This window comes from Treponema bryantii, from assembly GCF_900113965.1.
Lineage (GTDB): Bacteria > Spirochaetota > Spirochaetia > Treponematales > Treponemataceae > Treponema_D > Treponema_D bryantii_A.
Map to the genome: position 1 here is coordinate 223,564 of NZ_FORI01000006.1, position 18,873 is coordinate 242,436.

The 18,873-nt window shown below is 43.2% G+C and carries 13 protein-coding genes; 6 read left to right on the forward strand and 7 right to left on the reverse strand.

Annotated features, from left to right (window positions below):
* Positions 1-4: 4 nt before the first annotated feature.
* The 5 genes from BM161_RS09305 to BM161_RS09325 are packed head-to-tail and all read right to left on the reverse strand — an operon-like array spanning position 5 to position 6,621.
* On the reverse strand, positions 5-1,396 hold the full coding sequence (locus tag BM161_RS09305; RefSeq protein ID WP_074932066.1) for an SH3 domain-containing protein: 1,392 nt from the start codon (positions 1,394-1,396) through the stop codon (positions 5-7).
* A complete protein-coding gene (locus tag BM161_RS09310) occupies positions 1,345-3,828 on the reverse strand; it encodes a VWA domain-containing protein (protein ID WP_074932068.1) in 2,484 nt (827 codons plus the stop codon). The genes BM161_RS09305 and BM161_RS09310 overlap by 52 nt, the downstream gene beginning before the upstream one ends.
* Positions 3,821-4,672 (reverse strand): hypothetical protein, encoded by an 852-nt coding sequence (locus BM161_RS09315; protein WP_074932070.1) that lies wholly within the window; start codon positions 4,670-4,672, stop codon positions 3,821-3,823. The genes BM161_RS09310 and BM161_RS09315 overlap by 8 nt, the downstream gene beginning before the upstream one ends.
* A 13-nt stretch (positions 4,673-4,685) precedes the next feature.
* Positions 4,686-5,588: a DUF58 domain-containing protein gene (locus tag BM161_RS09320; protein ID WP_083425748.1), complete on the reverse strand. Its 903-nt coding sequence runs from the start codon at positions 5,586-5,588 to the stop codon at positions 4,686-4,688.
* Between the two features lie 37 nt (positions 5,589-5,625).
* On the reverse strand, positions 5,626-6,621 hold the full coding sequence (locus BM161_RS09325; protein WP_074932076.1) for an AAA family ATPase: 996 nt from the start codon (positions 6,619-6,621) through the stop codon (positions 5,626-5,628).
* Between the two features lie 649 nt (positions 6,622-7,270).
* On the opposite strand from BM161_RS09325, the gene BM161_RS09330 reads away from it, so the two are divergent.
* Positions 7,271-8,563 (forward strand): aminotransferase class I/II-fold pyridoxal phosphate-dependent enzyme, encoded by a 1,293-nt coding sequence (locus BM161_RS09330; protein ID WP_074932079.1) that lies wholly within the window; start codon positions 7,271-7,273, stop codon positions 8,561-8,563.
* Entirely contained in the window at positions 8,550-9,839 is a 1,290-nt protein-coding gene (locus BM161_RS09335) for an extracellular solute-binding protein (RefSeq protein WP_074932081.1), read from the forward strand. The genes BM161_RS09330 and BM161_RS09335 overlap by 14 nt, the downstream gene beginning before the upstream one ends.
* Positions 9,840-10,035: 196 nt before the next feature.
* On the opposite strand, the gene BM161_RS09340 is transcribed toward BM161_RS09335, so the two are convergent.
* Positions 10,036-10,980, reverse strand: coding sequence for a DMT family transporter (locus BM161_RS09340; RefSeq protein WP_074932083.1), 945 nt, complete (start codon positions 10,978-10,980; stop codon positions 10,036-10,038).
* Between the two features lie 39 nt (positions 10,981-11,019).
* Positions 11,020-13,584, reverse strand: coding sequence for a homocysteine S-methyltransferase family protein (locus BM161_RS09345; protein WP_074932086.1), 2,565 nt, complete (start codon positions 13,582-13,584; stop codon positions 11,020-11,022).
* A gap of 72 nt (positions 13,585-13,656) precedes the next feature.
* Between BM161_RS09345 and BM161_RS09350 the strand changes: the two genes are divergently transcribed.
* The 4 genes from BM161_RS09350 (at position 13,657) to BM161_RS09365 (ending at position 18,868) form a co-directional block, all read left to right on the forward strand.
* A complete protein-coding gene (locus tag BM161_RS09350) occupies positions 13,657-14,673 on the forward strand; it encodes a LacI family DNA-binding transcriptional regulator (protein WP_074932088.1) in 1,017 nt (338 codons plus the stop codon).
* Positions 14,674-14,858: 185 nt separating this feature from the next.
* Positions 14,859-16,697, forward strand: coding sequence for a discoidin domain-containing protein (locus BM161_RS09355; RefSeq protein ID WP_074932091.1), 1,839 nt, complete (start codon positions 14,859-14,861; stop codon positions 16,695-16,697).
* A gap of 29 nt (positions 16,698-16,726) precedes the next feature.
* Positions 16,727-17,308 carry a hypothetical protein gene (locus BM161_RS09360; RefSeq protein WP_074932093.1) on the forward strand — a complete coding sequence of 194 codons (582 nt, stop codon included), beginning with the start codon at positions 16,727-16,729 and terminating at the stop codon, positions 17,306-17,308.
* A 30-nt stretch (positions 17,309-17,338) separates the two neighbouring features.
* Entirely contained in the window at positions 17,339-18,868 is a 1,530-nt protein-coding gene (locus BM161_RS09365; RefSeq protein WP_074932095.1) for a hypothetical protein, read from the forward strand.
* The last annotated feature ends 5 nt before the right edge of the window (positions 18,869-18,873 follow it).

Sequence of the window (18,873 nt, forward strand, 5' to 3'; positions counted from 1 at the left end):
AAGTTTATTTGATTATAAAAATATTGTCCGCTGTACACCAGCCGCCGGTTTCACCAAGTTCAATGTAATACCATTTTCCAGTGCGTTCAAGAATGCGTACTCTGGTTCCGCTTATCACTTCAGAAACTGATTCTGCGTTTTCCTGAGGAATCGAATAAATCTTACCGCCACAGGAAATACCGTAACGCTCGCTTCTGCGAACCGCACAGTAAATCAAAATCGCAAGTCCAACAATCATAAGAACAACAAACAAAAGCGTTCTGATTTTATGCTTTCTTCGGATTGCGATAATCATACAAATTAAAGAAGCAAGAATTACAATTATCGAAACATACATAAGCACAGCCGGGAAAAGCTGATTTGATGAAGAAACAAGACCGTGTTCATTTTCAAAGTTGATTCTTTCTTTTCGTGCCTTTGGATAGGTAAAGAATAAGTTGTGTTCTTTTGTATAAAGGCTGCTAAGTTCCTGGCATTCTTCTTTTGTAAGCGCAGCGTGAACTATTTCTTCTGTTTCAGATGCTTCCTGGAAAAACGCTGCTGCAAAAATATCTGAATCATCATTTGTATCTGAAACTTCTTCGCTGTCGGTAAACTCAATTATAACTTCCGGAAGACGGAGTTCACTCCTGTAGCCGTCATAACCTGCGGCATTCAATCTTATTTTTGGAAGAGTCTGAGGACCAGGTACAAGCCCTGTCCATTCAAAAGACGCAACCGGATTCAGAGTATGACTGTAGATTCGTTCGCGGTGCCGAGCCTCAGTAAACTCATATTGCTTTGTACAGGTAAAAATAGAATCTTTTGGAATGTCCCAGTTAAACTGAACCAGTTGAGTTGCATACTGAATATTCACGGTAAAGTTCAGTTTCTTTCCGGTTTTTACAGTGAGCAGCGGAGTCGGGTAATTAGTTTCATCAGAATAAACTTTTGTGCCGTCTTCAAAAACTACAACAATTCGCGGAGTCATAGTTGCCGGGTCATCAGTTACAGTTATGGTTTCAAAATTAATTGAACAGCGGCGGTTCTGAACAATCAGAGGAAGAGGTGCCAGCGTATAAGTTCCCTTTGTTCCAAAATTAAACCAGAGTTCAATGGTAGTTCCCTGTACATCATAGTTTTCAGTTTTACGCATAGTGCGGAATGTAATGTCGTTTTTCTGATTTATGGAAAGCACCTGAACCTGTGATGGACTTACATTTGGAATAACAACAGTAAATCTGAGGTCTGTTTTTGTGTAGAGATTCTGTCCTTCAGCCGGAGTGATTTTAAGCTGTCTTATCTGATTAAGCGAAACTCTCTGTGCAAAGCTCAGAGACGAAATAAAAATCAGGAGAAATGATATTAATAATCTTCTGCAAGATCTGAAGGCTGTTTTGATTCGTTGTTTTTCCATTGTTTCTGATCATTCTCCTTTATATGTTCAAATACGGCTTTTTCAAGATTCTGAGGTGAAGACTCTTCCGGAGAAGCCTGAATCTGATTACTCTGATTCTGCTTGCCCTTTGCATCGCTCTGTTGCATTGAAAGTTCAAAATTAATTTTTGCATCGATTTTGGAGCTGTCTATTTCAAGAGCCTTCCTGAAATAATCTCTGGCTTCTTCAAAATCAGAGTTGCGCCATGAAAGAACGCCGGCATTATAGTATGCGGCATAGCGAACAGCATCAGGTGCGTCTTCTCCAATTGAATTAAACTGTTCAAGAGCTGCTGTGTCTTCACCAATCATAATGTAAGCAGTGCCAAGATCATAAAGTGCATAGCTCTGGTTTATGCGGTTAGCGTCTGCAGCGGCATTTTCAGATGCGGCCATAAAGCGCGAAACTGAATGTCTGTATTTTTTCTGATGATAGGAAACTGTTCCCTTAAGAATATCAGCAGTCTGCGAAGAACAGCCCGAGAAGAAAAGTGTAATCAGAGAAATAAATGCGGCTGCCTGAGCACGCGAAGCTTTAGCTCCAAAAAAGCGTGCAAAGTTAAATTCAGTTGCAATGTAGCTTAAGACAAGGAACAAGGCTGCAAGAGAAAGGAAGAGTTTATAGCGTGGTACAGGTTTTACTTCATAAGAAGTAATAAGATTTTCTGTTGAACCAAAACGAAGCTGAGACAGCAGCTGAACGGCAGAGCCTTTTTCAAGCGAGTCAATGTATAAAAGATTTTCGTGACTATTAAAGAAACGGAACTTGTTTGAAGCTTCTGCAATTGCAGTTTCAAGGCGGTCGCGGCGAAGAGCCGACATAACCTGAGTTTTTCCGTCTCCGGTTAATACAGGAGATTCACTTTCAGATCCAAAGCCAATTAGTGTTACAGGAATACCTGCCTTCTGGCAGTCGAGCAGGGCAGAGGTAAGCTGGCCGTCTGTCTCTTCACCATCTGTGAAAACCCAGATTCTTCCGGCCGCAGAAAAATTAGCCGGGAACGAATCCTTTGCTTTTAAGATTCCTTTTCCAATGCTTGAACCCGGCACAGTCATTAAAGACGGAGACATTACATCAAGAAGAGATTCAATCATTGCAGCATCATCAGTAATAGGAATAGCAGCAATTCCGTCTCCCTTTGCAATAATCACAGAGACAGGAGTTCCGTTCATTTTTGCAAGAAGCTTTTTTGCGTAAAGAGAAGCCGCTTCAAGTCGCCTTGTGTTTCCCGGGCAATCCTTTGCAAGCATACTGTTGGAAATATCAAAAACCATTGCAACCGAATGACCGGACTTCTGAACCGGAACAAGGTAAGTTCCCCAGGTGAGCCCTGCATGTGCAAGAAGAAGGAAAATCAGAGAGACAGCAAGACAGCCCGAACGAACAAACAAAATCTTTTTGTAATGGAAGCAGACCATCTCTTTCAAAATCACTCTTCTGATAAACCACGCCAGCAGAAAAAGTGAAATCGCTACAGAAAGGAACTTCTGATAAAAAAGTCTGTTTACTGTACGGTAGGTAAAAGTCTGAGTAACAGCTTCCTGCTTTGCAACAGTGCTGAGAATTTCTGAAAGTTCATTTATTGTAACTGCTTCAAAATATCTTCCGCCCGCAATGTCAGCAATCTTTTTGAGAGAGGCAGGATTAAAGTTTGAATCAAGATATCCTGAATAAAGACGTTTTGTTACAGGATCAGTGTATTCAATCGGAACCTTTCCTTTTGAACCGATACCGACAACGTAAATTGTAATGTTATTATCTGCCGCAAGCTGAGCCGCAGTTTCCGGATGAATTTCTCCGGCATTATTTTCACCGTCAGTAAGAAGAACAATACATTTTTTCTGAGCAGAAGAAGAAACAAGATGGCACACAGCAGTGCTCAGTCCGTCTCCAATTGCAGAACCGTTTCCAAAGTTTCCGGCAGCAATTTGTGAAAGTCGTTCAGTAAAAAAAGTAAGGTCGCTGGTTGGCGGAACAAGAACAGCAGCATTGCTTCCAAGACCAACAAGACCATAACGGCTTCCGTCATTTTTGCTCGAAAGCAGGTATATAGCATTTTTTGCAGCTTCAATACGCTGAGCCCCATCCACATCCTTTGCAGACATAGAAGGGCTGGTATCTAAAACAAAAACAATATCAGTTCCAACAGAAGTGTAAACTTTTTCCTGATTCGAAAGTACAGGAGCCGCAAGCGCTGCAACCGAAATTAAAAAGCCCGCAGTAAAGAAAACAGAAGCAGTTGCAGAAAGAAATTTTTGAGTGCGACCCTTCCATTCAAACTTGCGTCCTTCCCAGTCTGCAAGAACAGCGGGGAACGAAATGCGGTTAAAGATTTTTGTATATCTTAAAATATAGAGAGCAGGAATTAAGATGAGAAGAAAAAAGGCTGCTGGGTTTTCAAAGTTAGGCATTAGCTTCTCCTTCTTTTTCAAGAATATCAATCTGAGCTAAAAGAGATTTTACAAGTTCTTCAAGCTCGCCGTCCTTAAACTTACCGCCCTTGCTGTAGCGGATAAAGTCAGTGCGGATAAAGCTTGAAACAATTTCGCCAAAGGCTTCAGTCTTTTCATCCGAAAGAAGACCGCCGGTTGCCTCCTGCCAGCCCTTCATCATCTCTGAAGTTACAGAGCGGGTAAAAGGATAATCAAAACGCACCTCAAGATAGTGACGCATGATTTTCTGAATCTGCTCAGCAGTTTCGCTCTGGCGCAAAAGCTTAACAGCCAGCTTACGGTTTTTCTTATACTTACGAAGCAGACGTCTTTGATTTATATAGAACAAAATATTTTTTCGTTTTACGATAAGTCTGATTATGATGATAAGCAGAAGTACAGATGCAGCCAGAGTTCCGTAAAGCTTATAGGCAGTGCCCGGAAGCAGGAGAGGGGCGGCAGTATCGTGAAGGGTAGTTGTGTTTGCCGCATCAGTTGAAATAAGAGAAACAATCTGAACCGGCTGAAATTCAATAGTCAAAGAATCTTCCAGAACGAGCGGGTCAAACTGAATGCTTCCGGTTTTCCACGGAACAAAAGTTACAGAAAGCTGATAAAAGTCCACGCCCGCAGGCAGGAGCTTTATCTCTTTTATTTCAAAATCTTCAGTGTTGTAAAAGTTGTGTGCAAGCTCAGCCGCCCCATTTGCAGTGAGAGTTTTAAGAACTGGCTCCGGGCTGTTGAAAGTACAGCGGAGCTCAGCCGTGTCTCCAATGTAAACTTTTTTTGGAACGAGAATTTGCTGTGGTAAAATAATCTGCATAAGCTACTCCCCGTTATCTCATTCTTGCCTTGCGCGCAAAAATCTGATTCAGCACCTGAACAGGTTCTGTTTTAGTATCGAGTACCACAGGCATAATTCCGTGCTTAATACAGAAATCCTGCCAGCGGTTCTGGTTCATTTCATTATAACTGAGCCATTCTTTTTTGAAGGCCGGAGACGAAGACGGCAGACTCATTTTAAGTCCGCTTTCAACATCTTTAAAAACAACAGTTCCAAGAGAAGGAAGTTCCTCGTCAGAAGCGTCGTGAATGCTTACCGCAATAACGTCGTTTTTCTGTGCGAGTGAGATAAGCGGTTTTTCCCAGCCGCCGCTGCGGAAGTCCGAAAGGACAAAGACCAGAGAGCGTTTGCGGAGTACCTTAGCCGCCGCGGAAATTGCGTTGGGAAGCACTGAGCCGGGCCTTGGATTTGACGGTAGCCTGTCCAGATGATTCAGGATTTGCATTGTCTGCTCTTTACCGAGTGAAGGTTCGCACGAAAAATGAATTGCGCCGTCAAAGAATACGGCGCCTACCGGGCAGGCGTTGAGCTCAGCGGCAATTGTCACGAGGGCGGCAGTTTCTGCGGCCGAGGCGTATTTTGTGCGGCGGCCGGAGTTCGTTTCCAGCTGCATCGAAAGCGACGAGTCGGTAATAAGAAAGATTTGAAGTTCGCGTTCCTCTTCAAATATTTTGATGTACGGCCGCCCCATGCGGGCTGTTACGTTCCAGTCGATTGTGCGGATGTCGTCTCCGCGCATATAGTCGCGTACCCCGGCAAACTCAATTCCCTGACCTCTGTACAGCGAACGAAAGTTACCGCTCTTCATGCCCTCTGCAATATCTTCTGCCATAAGCCTAAGATAGAGAGCCTTTTTTATGAGAGATTCATTATTTGCAAGGTAACGTTTTGGCATAATATTATTCGTCATGCTGAACTTGTTTCAGCATCTCTTACGGAACCGGAATAAAATCAAGAATCCTTGAAATAATATCATCTGCAGTAACATTGTCTGCAGCAGCTTCGTAAGAAAGCACAAGACGATGGCGCAAAACATTAAGAGCCACAGCCTTAATATCTTCTGGCAGAACAAAATCACGACCAGCAAACAAAGCGCGAACCTTAGCACACTGAAGCATAGCAATGCCCGCACGAGGAGAAGCTCCAAAGTGAATATAGCGGGTAATATCGTTAGTGTTAGCGGTATTTACAAGAGTTCGGCCACTCTGCTGTTTCTTCGAGTTCTCCGGACGTGTTACAGTAAGAATAGAAACAATATATTCAACAAGCTTTTCATCGCAGGTAACAGCCGCAGCCGCCTCGCGCAAAGCCTTAATGTCATCACCCTTAATAATCTGACGCACCGGAATCTCAGCAGCCTTACCGCCAGTCTGAACAATCTTCATTTCATCGTCAGCAGCAGGGTAACTGATAACCAGCTTCATAAGAAAACGGTCCAACTCAGCTTCAGGCAGATTATAAGTACCTTCCTGCTCAACCGGGTTCTGAGTTGCAAGAACAAAGAACGGCTCAGGTAGTTTGTAAGTTTCTTCGCCAATAGTAATCTGACGCTCTTCCATAGCCTCAAGCATAGCCGACTGAACCTTAGCAGGCGCACGGTTAATTTCATCAGCAAGAATTACATTCGCAAAAACAGGCCCCTTGCGAACACTGAAAGTTCCCTTGTTCTGTTCATAAATCAAAGTACCGGTAACATCTGCAGGCAGCAGGTCCGGAGTAAACTGAATACGCTTAAAATCCAGTCCAAGAATCTCAGCTGTAGTCTTAATGGCAAGAGTTTTCGCAAGCCCAGGCACACCTTCCAAAAGCACATGCCCGCCTGCAATAAAAGCAGTCAAAATATCGTCAATCAAAGCATCCTGCCCCACAAGCCTTTTCCCAGCTTCCGCACGGCAGTCTTCTATAATATGTGCAAATCGTTTTTCCATAACGTCAGATTATATCAAAATAGTCTATAAGGGGAAAGCCTTCCCCTGTCTCCAGCCCGCTCCGCGGTCTTCCGCCACCCCTTCTAACGGGGGACACCCCCGTAACGCCCCCGTATCAACCGTGAACTATGATGATTGTCTGCTCCCGTGGGAAAACATATTGGGCTGCTCGCGAGCCAGTTTTTGGTGTTAACAATCCTGCGGTTTTTCTTCGAAAAATCCTCGGATTGTTTTCGATGGCTAAGCGCCAAAACTTCTCGAGGCAGCCCGATATGTTTTCCCACTCCGCAGACAATCATCATATCCTCCGAGTTCTCCTCTCAACAAGGATTCAGTAGAATCCCGAATCACGCGAATTTGCGCTTGCTTAGTCAATTTACAGAGAAAGGTTATAGATGTCTGAAAGTATGCAAAAACATTAACAAAACTGTGGGACGCAGGCAAAATGAAAAAGAGGGCCCCAGGGTTGCGCAATTATTCTGGCGAAGCCAGAATGAAGCGCGATGGGACCCTGGGAGATTGCTTTTTCAGTTTTGCCGTCGCTGGGACCCGCAGTTTTGTTAATGTTTTTGCATATTTATACAGTTAATCTCGAAAATTCTGCATAATCATTGACTAAGCAAGCGCAAATTCGCATAATTGAGGCATTATGATTAATCCATTAGCTAAAGAATTAAATGATACACTTTCAGGTTCCGTAGTAGACGCATTAATGTCTGACATGGGAAAGAGACTTTATTTTCCAAACGGAATTATCTCACAGGGTGGAGAAGCCGCAAAAGATGCTCACTTTGCAAACGGAACCATCGGTATGGCCGTTGCCGGGGGAACACCAATCGAGCTCGAGTCTTACAAAAAGAACATGCCTTCACTCACACCGCGCGAAACAGTTGCCTATGCTAAAACAGCAGGTAATCCAGACCTCAGAGCTTTATGGAAAGAAAAAATCATAGAAAAAAATCCTAGCCTCAAGAACAAGCAGTTCTCACTGCCAATTCTCGTTCCAGGACTCACAGCAGTTCTTTCTTATGTAAGCGACCTTTTTGTTGATGTAGACAAGCCGCTTCTTGCTGCAGATCCTTGCTGGGATAACTACGAACTGATTGCCGCTGCCCGCCGTGGTGCAGAGTTCCATCAGTTCAAATGTTTTGAAAACGGAAAATTCAATATCAAAGACCTCGAAGCAAAAATGAAGGCAGATGCAGAAAAATACGGCTCAGTTCGTGTAATTCTCAACTTCCCTCAGAACCCTTCTGGATACAGCCCAACAGTTTCAGAAGCAAAGGAAATCGTTCGCATCGTTCGCGAGCTTGCAGAAGCAGGAAAGAAGGTTCTCGTACTTTCTGATGATGCTTACTTCGGACTCAACTACGAAGATGATATCGAACCACAGTCACTCTTTGCTTACATGGCAGACCTTCACGAGAACGTACTCGCAATCAAAGCTGATGGTCCTACAAAAGAAGACTTCGCATGGGGCTTCCGTGCAGGTTTTGTAACATTCGCATCAAAGGGACTTTCAGACGCTCAGTACACAGCACTCGTAACAAAGTTTATGGCTGCAATCCGCTCTTCAGTTTCTTGTTCTTCAACACCATCACAGAGCCTTGTAATGCACGCTCTCAAGGATGAAGCACACGAAAAACAGAAGCTTGAATGCCGCAATATGCTTAAGCGCCGCTACGACCTCGTTCGCGCTTTTGTAAACAATCATAAATCTGATGTTCTTGAAGCACTTCCTTTCAACTCAGGTTACTTTATGAGCTTCCATGTAAACTCTGGTAAGGCTGAAGAAATCCGCAAGGCACTTCTTAAGTCAGAAGGAATCGGAATCATTCAGATTGACCCATATACTCTTCGCGTTGCTTTCTCAAGTATTGATGAAGATAAGATTGATTCAGTTTACACAAGCATTTATAATGTAGCTAATGAATATAAATAAGCTTGCTTCTGCTCTGGTACTCTGTGCCGGAATGTTTGTCTGCGGCTGTTCAAACAACAGTTCGCAGAAAGCCCGCACAGTTTATCAGCAGGATAGAATTGTAATCTGGACCAGCTGCCGCGAGTTTGCGCAGTATATAGAACTTTTTAATCGTCAGCACAAAGACAATTGTGCTATTCTTGTTTACAAAGAAAATCCCGCACTTTCATTGCCACCCGCAAAGGATGAAAATCCTCCAGACATTATTGTAGGCTCGTGGCTCAGAACTGATACTCCACAAAAGAATTTTAAGTCACTTGATTATCTCTTTGATACAAAAAGACTTGCATCAGATGAGTTCTATCCACAGCTGCTCGATTCAGGAAAAAGAAAAGATGTTCACTATCTGCTTCCAGTAAGCTTTAATCTTCCGGCAGTAATTTTCTCAACAGATAATAAAGATCAAATTCCAGACAGTTATGTTCTTTCTCTAGATCAGATCAGAAGTACAGCGTCTGCCTTTAATGCAAAAAATAAAAATGACGCTTATACAAAAATAGGTTTTACACCGCTTGGAAATGATGAGTTCCTTTATCTCACTGCCAAAATGAAGGGAACAGATTTCCGCGAAGAAAAAGATGAAATCAGCTGGGATGGTGCTGCCCTCATAAATACTGTTTCCATGCTCAGAGACTGGGTATATACAGAAAATACATCTCCACAGATTGAAGAAGATTTTACTTTCAAATATCTGTTCATGCCTTATTACCGTCAGGTTTCTTCGGGAAGAACCTTGTATGCTTACACCACCAGTGACAGCCTCTTTAAGATTCTTAAAGAACAGGATCTGGATGTAGACTACCGATGGATAGTTGAAAAGAATTCAATCTTCATTGAAGATTCGTGCACAATGATGGGAATCTACAAGAAGGCAAAAAATCAGGTTGGTGCAACAGATTTTATTTCCTGGTTCTTCCAGTCAGAAAATCAGAGACACATTCTCGAGACAAAAGAGAATATGCATCTTGAAACAGATATGTTCGGAATTGCTGGAGGATTCTCTTCTCTGCGCGATGTAACTGAACACATTCTGCCGATTTATTACAATCAGCTTTTGACAAATCTTCCGCCGTCGCAGATGCTCACTGTTCCACAGAAGCTCCCGGCTCGCTGGGAAAGCTACCGAACGTTAGTTGTTGAGCCGTATATCAAAGCAGCGGTAACAACACCGGAAGGTGAGGTAAGTCCAACGCTGCACGATTATGAAAAAGAGTGGCGTAAGAAGGTGTTTGATTAACAGATATCTTATGATATTTGAGTGCTCCCGTGGGAAAACACATCAGGCTGCTCGCGAGCTAGTTTTTGGTGTTAACAATCCTGCGGTTTTTCTTCGAAAAATCCTCGGATTGTTTTCGATGGCTAAGCGCCAAAACTCCTCGAGGCAGCCTGATATCTTTTTCCGCTCCGTACTCAAATATCATAAACTTCGTAGATTATCTTCTTTTACTCACGAACTCTCTAAGTAAAATGAACCCCAATATTATCACACCACCGATAATACACTTCACCGTTGGAATCTCATGAACAAACAGGAACACCCACACTGGATTCATCAAGGGTTCAATCATAGTGATGAGAGAGGCAGAGAGGGCTGTAACTTTTTTGATTCCGATTGAGTAAAGGATATTTGGTAGTCCCATCTGAAAGAGACCCATCAAAAACAGGAAAACTACAGACTGTAAATCTGGAATTCCACCTTTCATCAAAAAGATAAATGGAAGCCCAAAAACAGCCGTAAGAATTTGCGCAAGCATAAAGGCATCTCTGGATGTGTTATGTTTGGGAACTACAGTAGCGCCGTATTCTCTAATCCGCTGGGCAATTAGAATCTGCTGCTTTCTCTGAAAAAGGGTAGTGCCGGCCCAGGTAATGCCAGAAAAGGCAGCAAGCGTGTTTCCTAAAACCATAGTTTCAGATACATTACCGTTCTTCTTTGCAAGAAGATCATCTGCAAAAAATAAAAGCATACCAGCTGCAATACCAGCAAAAGTTATGTAATCAATCTTACTGTTTTTTTCACCAAGAATAATTGAACTGAATAAAATAACCCATAAAGGACTAGTGTATTCAAGAAAAATTACATTTGCTGCATAAGTAAGTTTGTTGGAAACGCAGTATAGAATCATAGTGGCAGCATAACAAAAAGCAGAAAGCCAGAGAGATACAGTCTGAGCAGAATCAACTTTTCCAGTAACGTCATTTCTTACAAAAAAATGTGGTAGCTGACGTGAAAGCACCGCCATTACAATAAAAGAAAAAAGACTTCGTATTCCTGCCGCTGCAAAAGAATTTACAGAAACGTATTTTAAAAATATTCCGCCAAGACTCCAGCCCAGCGCACATAAACTAAGGGCACCAATGCCCTCCGGCTTTTTCATTTAATTAAACTCCATTGAAGAAAAATGAAATTACCGCTTTTATTTAAAAAGTTCAAGTGCGTAACGAACAGTATCCATCGCGTCTTTGCCGTAAAAGTCAGCGCCAATCTGATCAGCGTATTCCTGAGTCATAACAGCGCCGCCAACACAGGTCTTTGCCCACGGACATTCTTTGCGAAGCTGCTTAATTGTTTCTTCCATAGCCGCAACCGTCGTAGTCATAAGAGCCGAAAGACCAACGAGCATAACGTGGTCTTTTTTACAAGCTTCAACAACTACCTCAGGCGGAACATCCTTTCCAAGGTCAATTACTTCAAAGTCATAATTTTCCAGAAGAACTTTTACAATGTTTTTACCGATATCATGAATGTCGCCCTTTACAGTAGCGATAATAATTTTTCCTTTTGGCGCACCCTTCTTTCCCGACTTCTCCATATACTCGCGGATCTCACCAAACGCCGCCTTAGCCGCCTCAGCCGCCATCAACAACTGAGGCAGGTACATCGTCTTTTTCTCAAAGCGCTTTCCCACGTAGTCCAGTCCCGGAATCAGGTGCTCGTTAATAATCGTGAGCGACTCGGTAGTTTTCAAAAGTTCGCGGGTAGCCGTCGCAGCATCAGTTTTGAGTCCATGGATTATGGCATTTGAAAGGGGGGAAGTCTCCCCCTCGCTCGCACTTTGTTGCTCGCTACCCCCTCCAGCGGGGGACACCCCCGCAACACCCCCGGCAGATACGGTGGTTGCGGTCCCTGAGCCTGTCGAAGGGGTCGAAACCACCAGTCTCGCAAGCCTCTCGCTTTCTTTACCGCTCCACTCAATATAGTCAGTACAGTTTTCATCGCGGCCCGAAAGCAGGTTGTAACATCTCCATGCCTTAATCATCTCGCCCTGAAGCGGATTCATAATCGCAGCAGATAGACCCGCTCCCATACAAAGAGTAAAGAAGCTTGCAGTAACAAACTCGCGCAGAGGAAGTCCAAAACTTACGTTCGAAATTCCAAGGCTCGTAAGTCCGCCCATTTCGTGAATAGCGCGGACAGTTTCCATAGTTGCAATGCCGGCTTTTGAGTCCGAACTTACAGCCATAGCAAGAGGGTCTATAATAATATCTGATTTTCTGATTCCGTATTTTGCAGCTTCTGCGTAAATCTTTTTAGCAATCTCAACGCGGCGTGCGCTGTTTTCAGGAATTCCGTCTTCATCCAAAGTAAGGGCAACTACAAGTCCGCCGTATTTTTTTACGAGCGGGAATACAGTGTCCATAATTTCCTGCTTGCCGTTTACCGAGTTAATCATCGGCTTTCCGTTGTAACGGCGCAGTGCTGCTTCCATAACATCTGGCTTTGTTGTATCAATTTGAAGCGGTAGAGTGGTGACGTTCTGAAGCTCGTCGAGAACGCGGAGCATCATTTCTTTTTCATCAATTTCCGGAAGTCCAACATTTACGTCCAGTACCTGAGCGCCCGCTTCTTCCTGTTCCATTCCCTGATGAATGATGTAAGGAATGTCTCCGGCACGCAGAGCCTCTTTAAACTTTTTCTTACCCGTTGGGTTAATGCGCTCACCAATAAGAACCGGCCGGTGAGGTCCGCCAAAGTAAACGACTTTTGTATTAGAAGAAACACAGCCGATAGCTGGAGTGCCGCCCACGGTGGTTGAGTAGGCCGAAGGCCGTATCGAAACCATAGCATTTGAAAGTCCCTTAATATACTCCGGTGTAGTTCCACAACAGCCGCCAAGTACCATAGGTCCCAGTGCCGCAAGTTCTTTCATTGCACTAACGAACTCTGGAGCTTCAACGTCAAAAACAGTCTGACCATCAACAACCTTTGGCAAACCGGCATTCGGCTTTACGAGAACCGGCACGCTTGCTGCCTTACAGAGTCGCTCAACGGTCGGCTTCATTTCCAGCGGGCCGAGGCTGCAGTTCACACCAACTACAGAAACGCCAAGTCCTTCGAGCATTGCAACCATTGTCTCTGGCGTAGAACCGCTCAAAGTTCTGCATTCCTTGTCATAAACATTGCTCACAATTATCGGAAGGTCTTCGGCCGCAATGCCCAGGTCTTCCATTGTTTCTTTTGCTGCAAGAACAGCGGCCTTAGATTCGTAGCCGTCGTTCATGGTTTCTATCATTACGCAGTTGATTTTTGCAAGTCCGCAGTCTGCTATTTCTTTTGCAAAAGGGAAGGCAGCTGCAAAGGTTTTCTTAAAAAGTTTTACACAGTCTTCAAAATCTAGGTCGCCCATCGGTTTGAGAAGTTTTCCGCATGAGCCGATATCGAACGCAATAAAATATTTTCCGTCCGGCTTTTCTGCGCGGGCCTTGTCGCGTGCAGTATTTGCATTTTCAATTGCAGCCTTTACAAAGCGTTCCAGCTCAAGCGGAAACTTTGTGATAAAAGCACCAAAGGTATTTGTATTCACGATATTAGAACCGGCTGCAAAATAATTGTAGTGCAGCTGAACAATGCGGTCCGGATGTTTTGTGTTCCAGGTTTCAGGGAGTTCTCCGGGTTTTAAGCCCATGCCCTGTAAAACAGTACCTGTACCACCATCAAAAAATAAAAGTTCTTTGCCTAATAAATCGTGAAGTTTTGTCATGAGCGAAATTATAACGGATTTGCGTTCCTTTATATAGTAGCACCCAAACGAAATATCTGTTATATTGAATCTATGCTGACAATAAACGATATAGCGCGCGAAGCAGGTGTAAGCCGCCAGACAGTTTCAAATGTAATCCACGGTGCTACCGGACATGTTTCTCCGGAAACAATTGCGCGTATCAATAAAATCATCAAGGAAAAAAATTACACGCCTAATATGTCAGCACGTGCGCTTGTAAATAAAAGTTCACGAATCATTGGAGTTATCAATCACCTTATTCCAGACAGTGCCGGAAACTTCATGACAGACCCCTTCCATACAGAGGTCATTGCCGGAATTGAAAAGGAACTTCGCCTCCGCGATTATTACATGATGCTTCGTACCGTTGAGTCTGAAGATGAACTGGTTTCTCTTTTCCGCAACTGGAATCTCGACGGAATTATTATTACCGGTGTCTTTGAAGATCATTTTTATGAGAGAATTGTACAGAGCCGCATCCCTTGTGTTCTTCTGGACAGCTACATCAAAAACAGTTCTCTGATGAATGTAGGTTTGATGGATTTTCAGGGTGCCTATGAAGCAACAAAATATCTGCTTCGTAACGGACACACGGAAATCGCCTTCGCCTCTCCAGAGATCCACGAGAACGGTGTAGTCTACGAACGCTACCTTGGCTACGAAGCCGCCCTGCGCGAAATGGGAATTAAAGCGAAAAAGAAAAACGTTTACACCTGTAAAATTGAAGTCGAGGCTGGAATTCGTCTTGGCTATGAAATAGCTAAGCGCCCGGAAATCACCGCAGTCTTTGCAACCGCCGATCTTCTTGCCGTTGGTATTATGAGCGGTCTGTTTGAAAAGGGACGCCCCGTTCCAGATGACGTTTCAATCATCGGATTTGATGACCTTTACCTCAGCAGTATCACTTCACCGCGTCTTACAACAATTCATCAGGATATCGTAGAGAAGGGCCGAATCGCCGCTTCCATGCTGATTGATACCCTTGAGAAAAAAGAAACAAAACGCGAAATTATAATGCCGGTAAGCCTCATAGAACGCAATTCTGTTTCTGAACCACGAAAAAAATAAAAATTTTTAAACTTTTTTCTTGACAGCAGGTAATTCTCATATTATCCTAAAGGCGTTGAGCGTTCAACGTGTTTGCAAACTAAGTCTTACTCCTTCTTTTCCTTTTTTTTATTTTGCATACAGGTTGAGCGTTCAACGTAAACAAACGGCATATTTTATAAAAACAACAAGTCACAGGAGGCTTTATGAAAAAAACGTCAAAAATCCTTTCTGCCCTTACAGCAGGCTGTTTAGGATTCTGTGTTTTTATTTCCGGTTGCACAACTACCATTTCTTCCGGTAATAAAAATTCTACAACTGCTGATAACACCTCGGCAGTAGAGTCTGCGGAAAAGAATCTTCGCATTCCAACTCCAACAAACAGAACCGAAAAAGATCCTCAGGTTCTCGTTCACTACATGCCTTGGTTCCAGGCGCCTCCTGTATCCGAAGGCTACGGTTTTCACTGGCATCAGGGTGGGGCAAAGTTTGATCCATATCAGGTGCTTCCAAACGGCCAGCTTAATATTGCTTCTCACTATTATCCACTCACAGGTCCATACGACACACGCGATAAAAATATCCTTGAGTATCAGGCAGCACTCATGAAGGTTGCCGGAATCGACGGTGTAATTTTTGATTGGTACGGAATTGAAAATGCCCTTGACTATAAAGAGATTCAGGAATCAACTCTTGAAGTAATTAAGGTTTTGAAAAAGGCCGGCTTAAAATATGCAATCTGCTATGAAGATCAGAGCATTGGGAAAATGATTGAAGCTGGAAACTTTGTAAAAGAACAGGCTCTCGATTACGGTAAAAAAGTATTTGCCTACATGGAAAGCAACTGGTTCCATGATGATGCATATCTTAAATACGAAGGCCGTCCTGTAGTTTATACCTTCGGTCCACAGTATTACTTTTACCGCGAGCAGTGGGACAGCCTTTTTGCACAGTGCAGTGCACGTCCTTACTTTATCACTCTCGAAGGTCACAGCGAAGGCTTTGCAGACGGCTCTTACAACTGGTTCAATATGAACGGAAGAAAAACTCTTCCACAGGTTGTATCTCAGCTCAATAACTTTTATCAGCAGCAGAATGACAAGCCTTTCCTTACAGCTACAATCTATTCTGGTTTCCACGACATCTATGCGGAGGCCGGACAAAAGAGTTACGGCTATCTTGACCGCTATGAAGGTGGAACGTTCAACCTGACTTTGAAGGCAGCACTCATGGCTTACCCGGATGTTATTCAGGTTGCAACCTGGAACGACTATGGTGAAGGTACAGTGATTGAACCAACCGTTCAGGGCGGCTACAACGAACTGGAAGTGCTTCAGAAACTTCAGAAAAAATATGATGGTTCGTTCCCTTATTCAGAACTCGATCTTCGTGCTCCTCTTGCACTTTATAAACTTATAACAGCCGGTCAGAACGACGCTTCAGCAGCAAAAAAAGCCGCTGCCCGTAAAGCCCTCGATGCAATTCTTGCAGGGGACGTAGACCTCTACCGTTCAATAATTTCACAGGAGAAAATCTCTGTTGATTATGCCGTTCGCGCAGTACTCAGCGAAGCAACTGCAGACGCCGCAGATACAACAAGTCTTTATGATGCAGCCGGCCGCAAGAATCTTGCGCTTGGCTCACCAATAGTTGCAAACAATAAGATTTATGATTTTGTTGGAAGCAAAGCTGCAGACGGAGATATCAGCACTTACTGGGAAGGTGCCGCAAACAAATATCCGAACACCCTTCAGGTAGACCTTGTTAATTCTCAAAAGCTTGATATCGCAGTTCTTAAATTGAATCCACAGAAAATCTGGGGAAAGCGTGTTCAGACATTCACAGTAGAAACCAGCGACAACGGAACAGATTTTACAACTCTTATTCCAGAGTCAAATTACGAGTTTAATCCGCTCACAAACAAAAATACTGTAGTCATCAAACTTGATACTAAAGCCCGTTACTTAAGATTTGTATTCACAAAAAATACAGGTGCAAACGCAGGACAGCTTGCAGAACTGGAAGTCTATCCTGCGAATAAATAAAAAGTTTCATAATCAGGAGGAACAAAATTATGAAAAAAAACAGATTTGCAAAAGCAGCTGGCGCAGCAATTTTTCTTGCTGCAGTATTCGGATTTGTGTCTTGCAGCAACAACTCTCAGGAGCCTGAAGCTGGAGACTCATACGCAGAAATGACAACTGAATATCAGACTTACTATCTGAATATTGCAAATGCCGATTTAGGCGGTCTTGAAGGTTTCCATCTCAAAAATCTGAACACAGATAAATCAGTTGGAATTGTAATTGATAAGATTTTTGCTTCTGAAACAACATCAGAAGAAGGTGCAGTTGCAGTATTCAATTTTGATGTTCCGGAAACAGGAAGTAAGTACTGGGGCTTTTCTGCCGGAACAATTGCAAACGGCGAGTGGTCATCAGGAGAAATTGCTGCTGCAACAGCTCCTGCAGAAGCTCCTGAAGAGTACATTACAGGTTTTGCAACAGCAGCTTTTGTAGACAGTGTTTATGTAGGAGTAAAAGCAAAGAATCTTTCAGCTGATGTAAAGGGAGATGATATTTCTCTTATTCCTATCATCAATGGTGATGTAAAGACAGACAAAGCAATCACTTTCCGTGCTTTCATAACAAAATAGGCCTTGTTGCCGGTAATGGGGTAGACCGAAATGAACAATACAATTTCGAAAAAAATCCACTTTCTTGTGCTGTTTTTGGGATGTATTATTTATATGCATGCAGGAGAGGTTAGTACAGATTTTTCTGCAGAATTTAAAATTACTTCCAGAACATCCTTTGGTGTAGATCTGGATAATCCCTATCGTTATGGCTTGAAGCAGGAACTTACTGATTTCAATTTTATCTTACATCTTACGCCATATCAAAAACTAAGCAACAAAGTGAATAGTAGTGACCCAGTCGGATTTATAAATCTTACTTTCTTCAATCTTGATTTAATGAGTGATGAAAGTCTGGGCTATAACGCCGGAGTTCCAGATCAGAAGGCCTACCTTATGCGTAACCGTTTTCAGACTGGAGAATTCCTTGCGGGAATAGCATTTTCCAATTGGGTTATTCAGTTTAATGCGGGAGGCAATGAACCTTTCTGGGATCCATGGAATAAGGGAATTGAGTTTACAAATGATGATGTAAAATTTTCCTGGGCATATCTGGATTCCGTTGTTGACGTAAAGCGTACAAAGCTGATTGCAGAGCTTGCTCCACAGGATCCTGTTGTAACTCAGTTCCAGCATGATGTCTGCGGACCAACAGATCAGTTTGGTATGAATCTTACAGGCTCAACAATTGCGGCCCTTTATAACAAAGAAGATGTCTTTGGTCTGAATCTGAAATTTGCAACTGAATACGGCTATGACAGTGAAGCAATTTCAGAAGATAACAGCAACGGACTTGCAGCAGGTTTTGACCTGGTGCTCACTCCACCTGCTGCTGAAGGACTTAAGATTTTTGCATCGGCAGGTGGTTCTGTTAATTACGGCTTAGACAGCAATCCTGATCCGTTGTGCTTTGGAACAAGAGTTGGATACAACATTCCGCTCAATGAGGACATTTCAGTTGAGCCTTTTGTTGGCTTTGATGGTGGCCTGAAGTTTTCAGAAGATGGAGAAAAAAATCCGTTCGAGTTTGAAGCTTCCGGTGGACTTACAATGCGCTGGCCGGGACAGGCTGGCTGGTTCACAGATTACATCCTTGATAAGGATGGACGTGTATTTCCTGGAATGTCACTGGCATATTCCGCTTATGGAAATGCAGATGAACCTGATGAGTTAAACCATTCTGTAAAGTTCACACTGTTTGAACCAAGAGGCGATGACGGAGTGTTTTACAGAATCGGTTCCGAGATGGTTGTAGACCTTACACAGCTCGGAAAAGATTCCTGGAACTTGCTCGCAACCTTCTATCTTGATTACGAGATTCCGGGCTTCTTAAAAACAAAGGGTAAACTTGTGCCATGGTTTACTGTCTGCTACGACAACGTTCCTTACGCAGCCCCAGAGGGTGCAGCAGCAGAAACTGTAGAAAGACAGAATGCCTTAAAGGCAGACGTTGGTCTTAAGTTTGATGGAATGATTTCAAATACAGTAATCGGACTGGTTTGGAATTCTGGTAATTTGATTTCCGACAAGGCAGATATTTCCAAAGGATTTATCAAGACCTATGTTGAAATAAAGTTTTAGTAAAA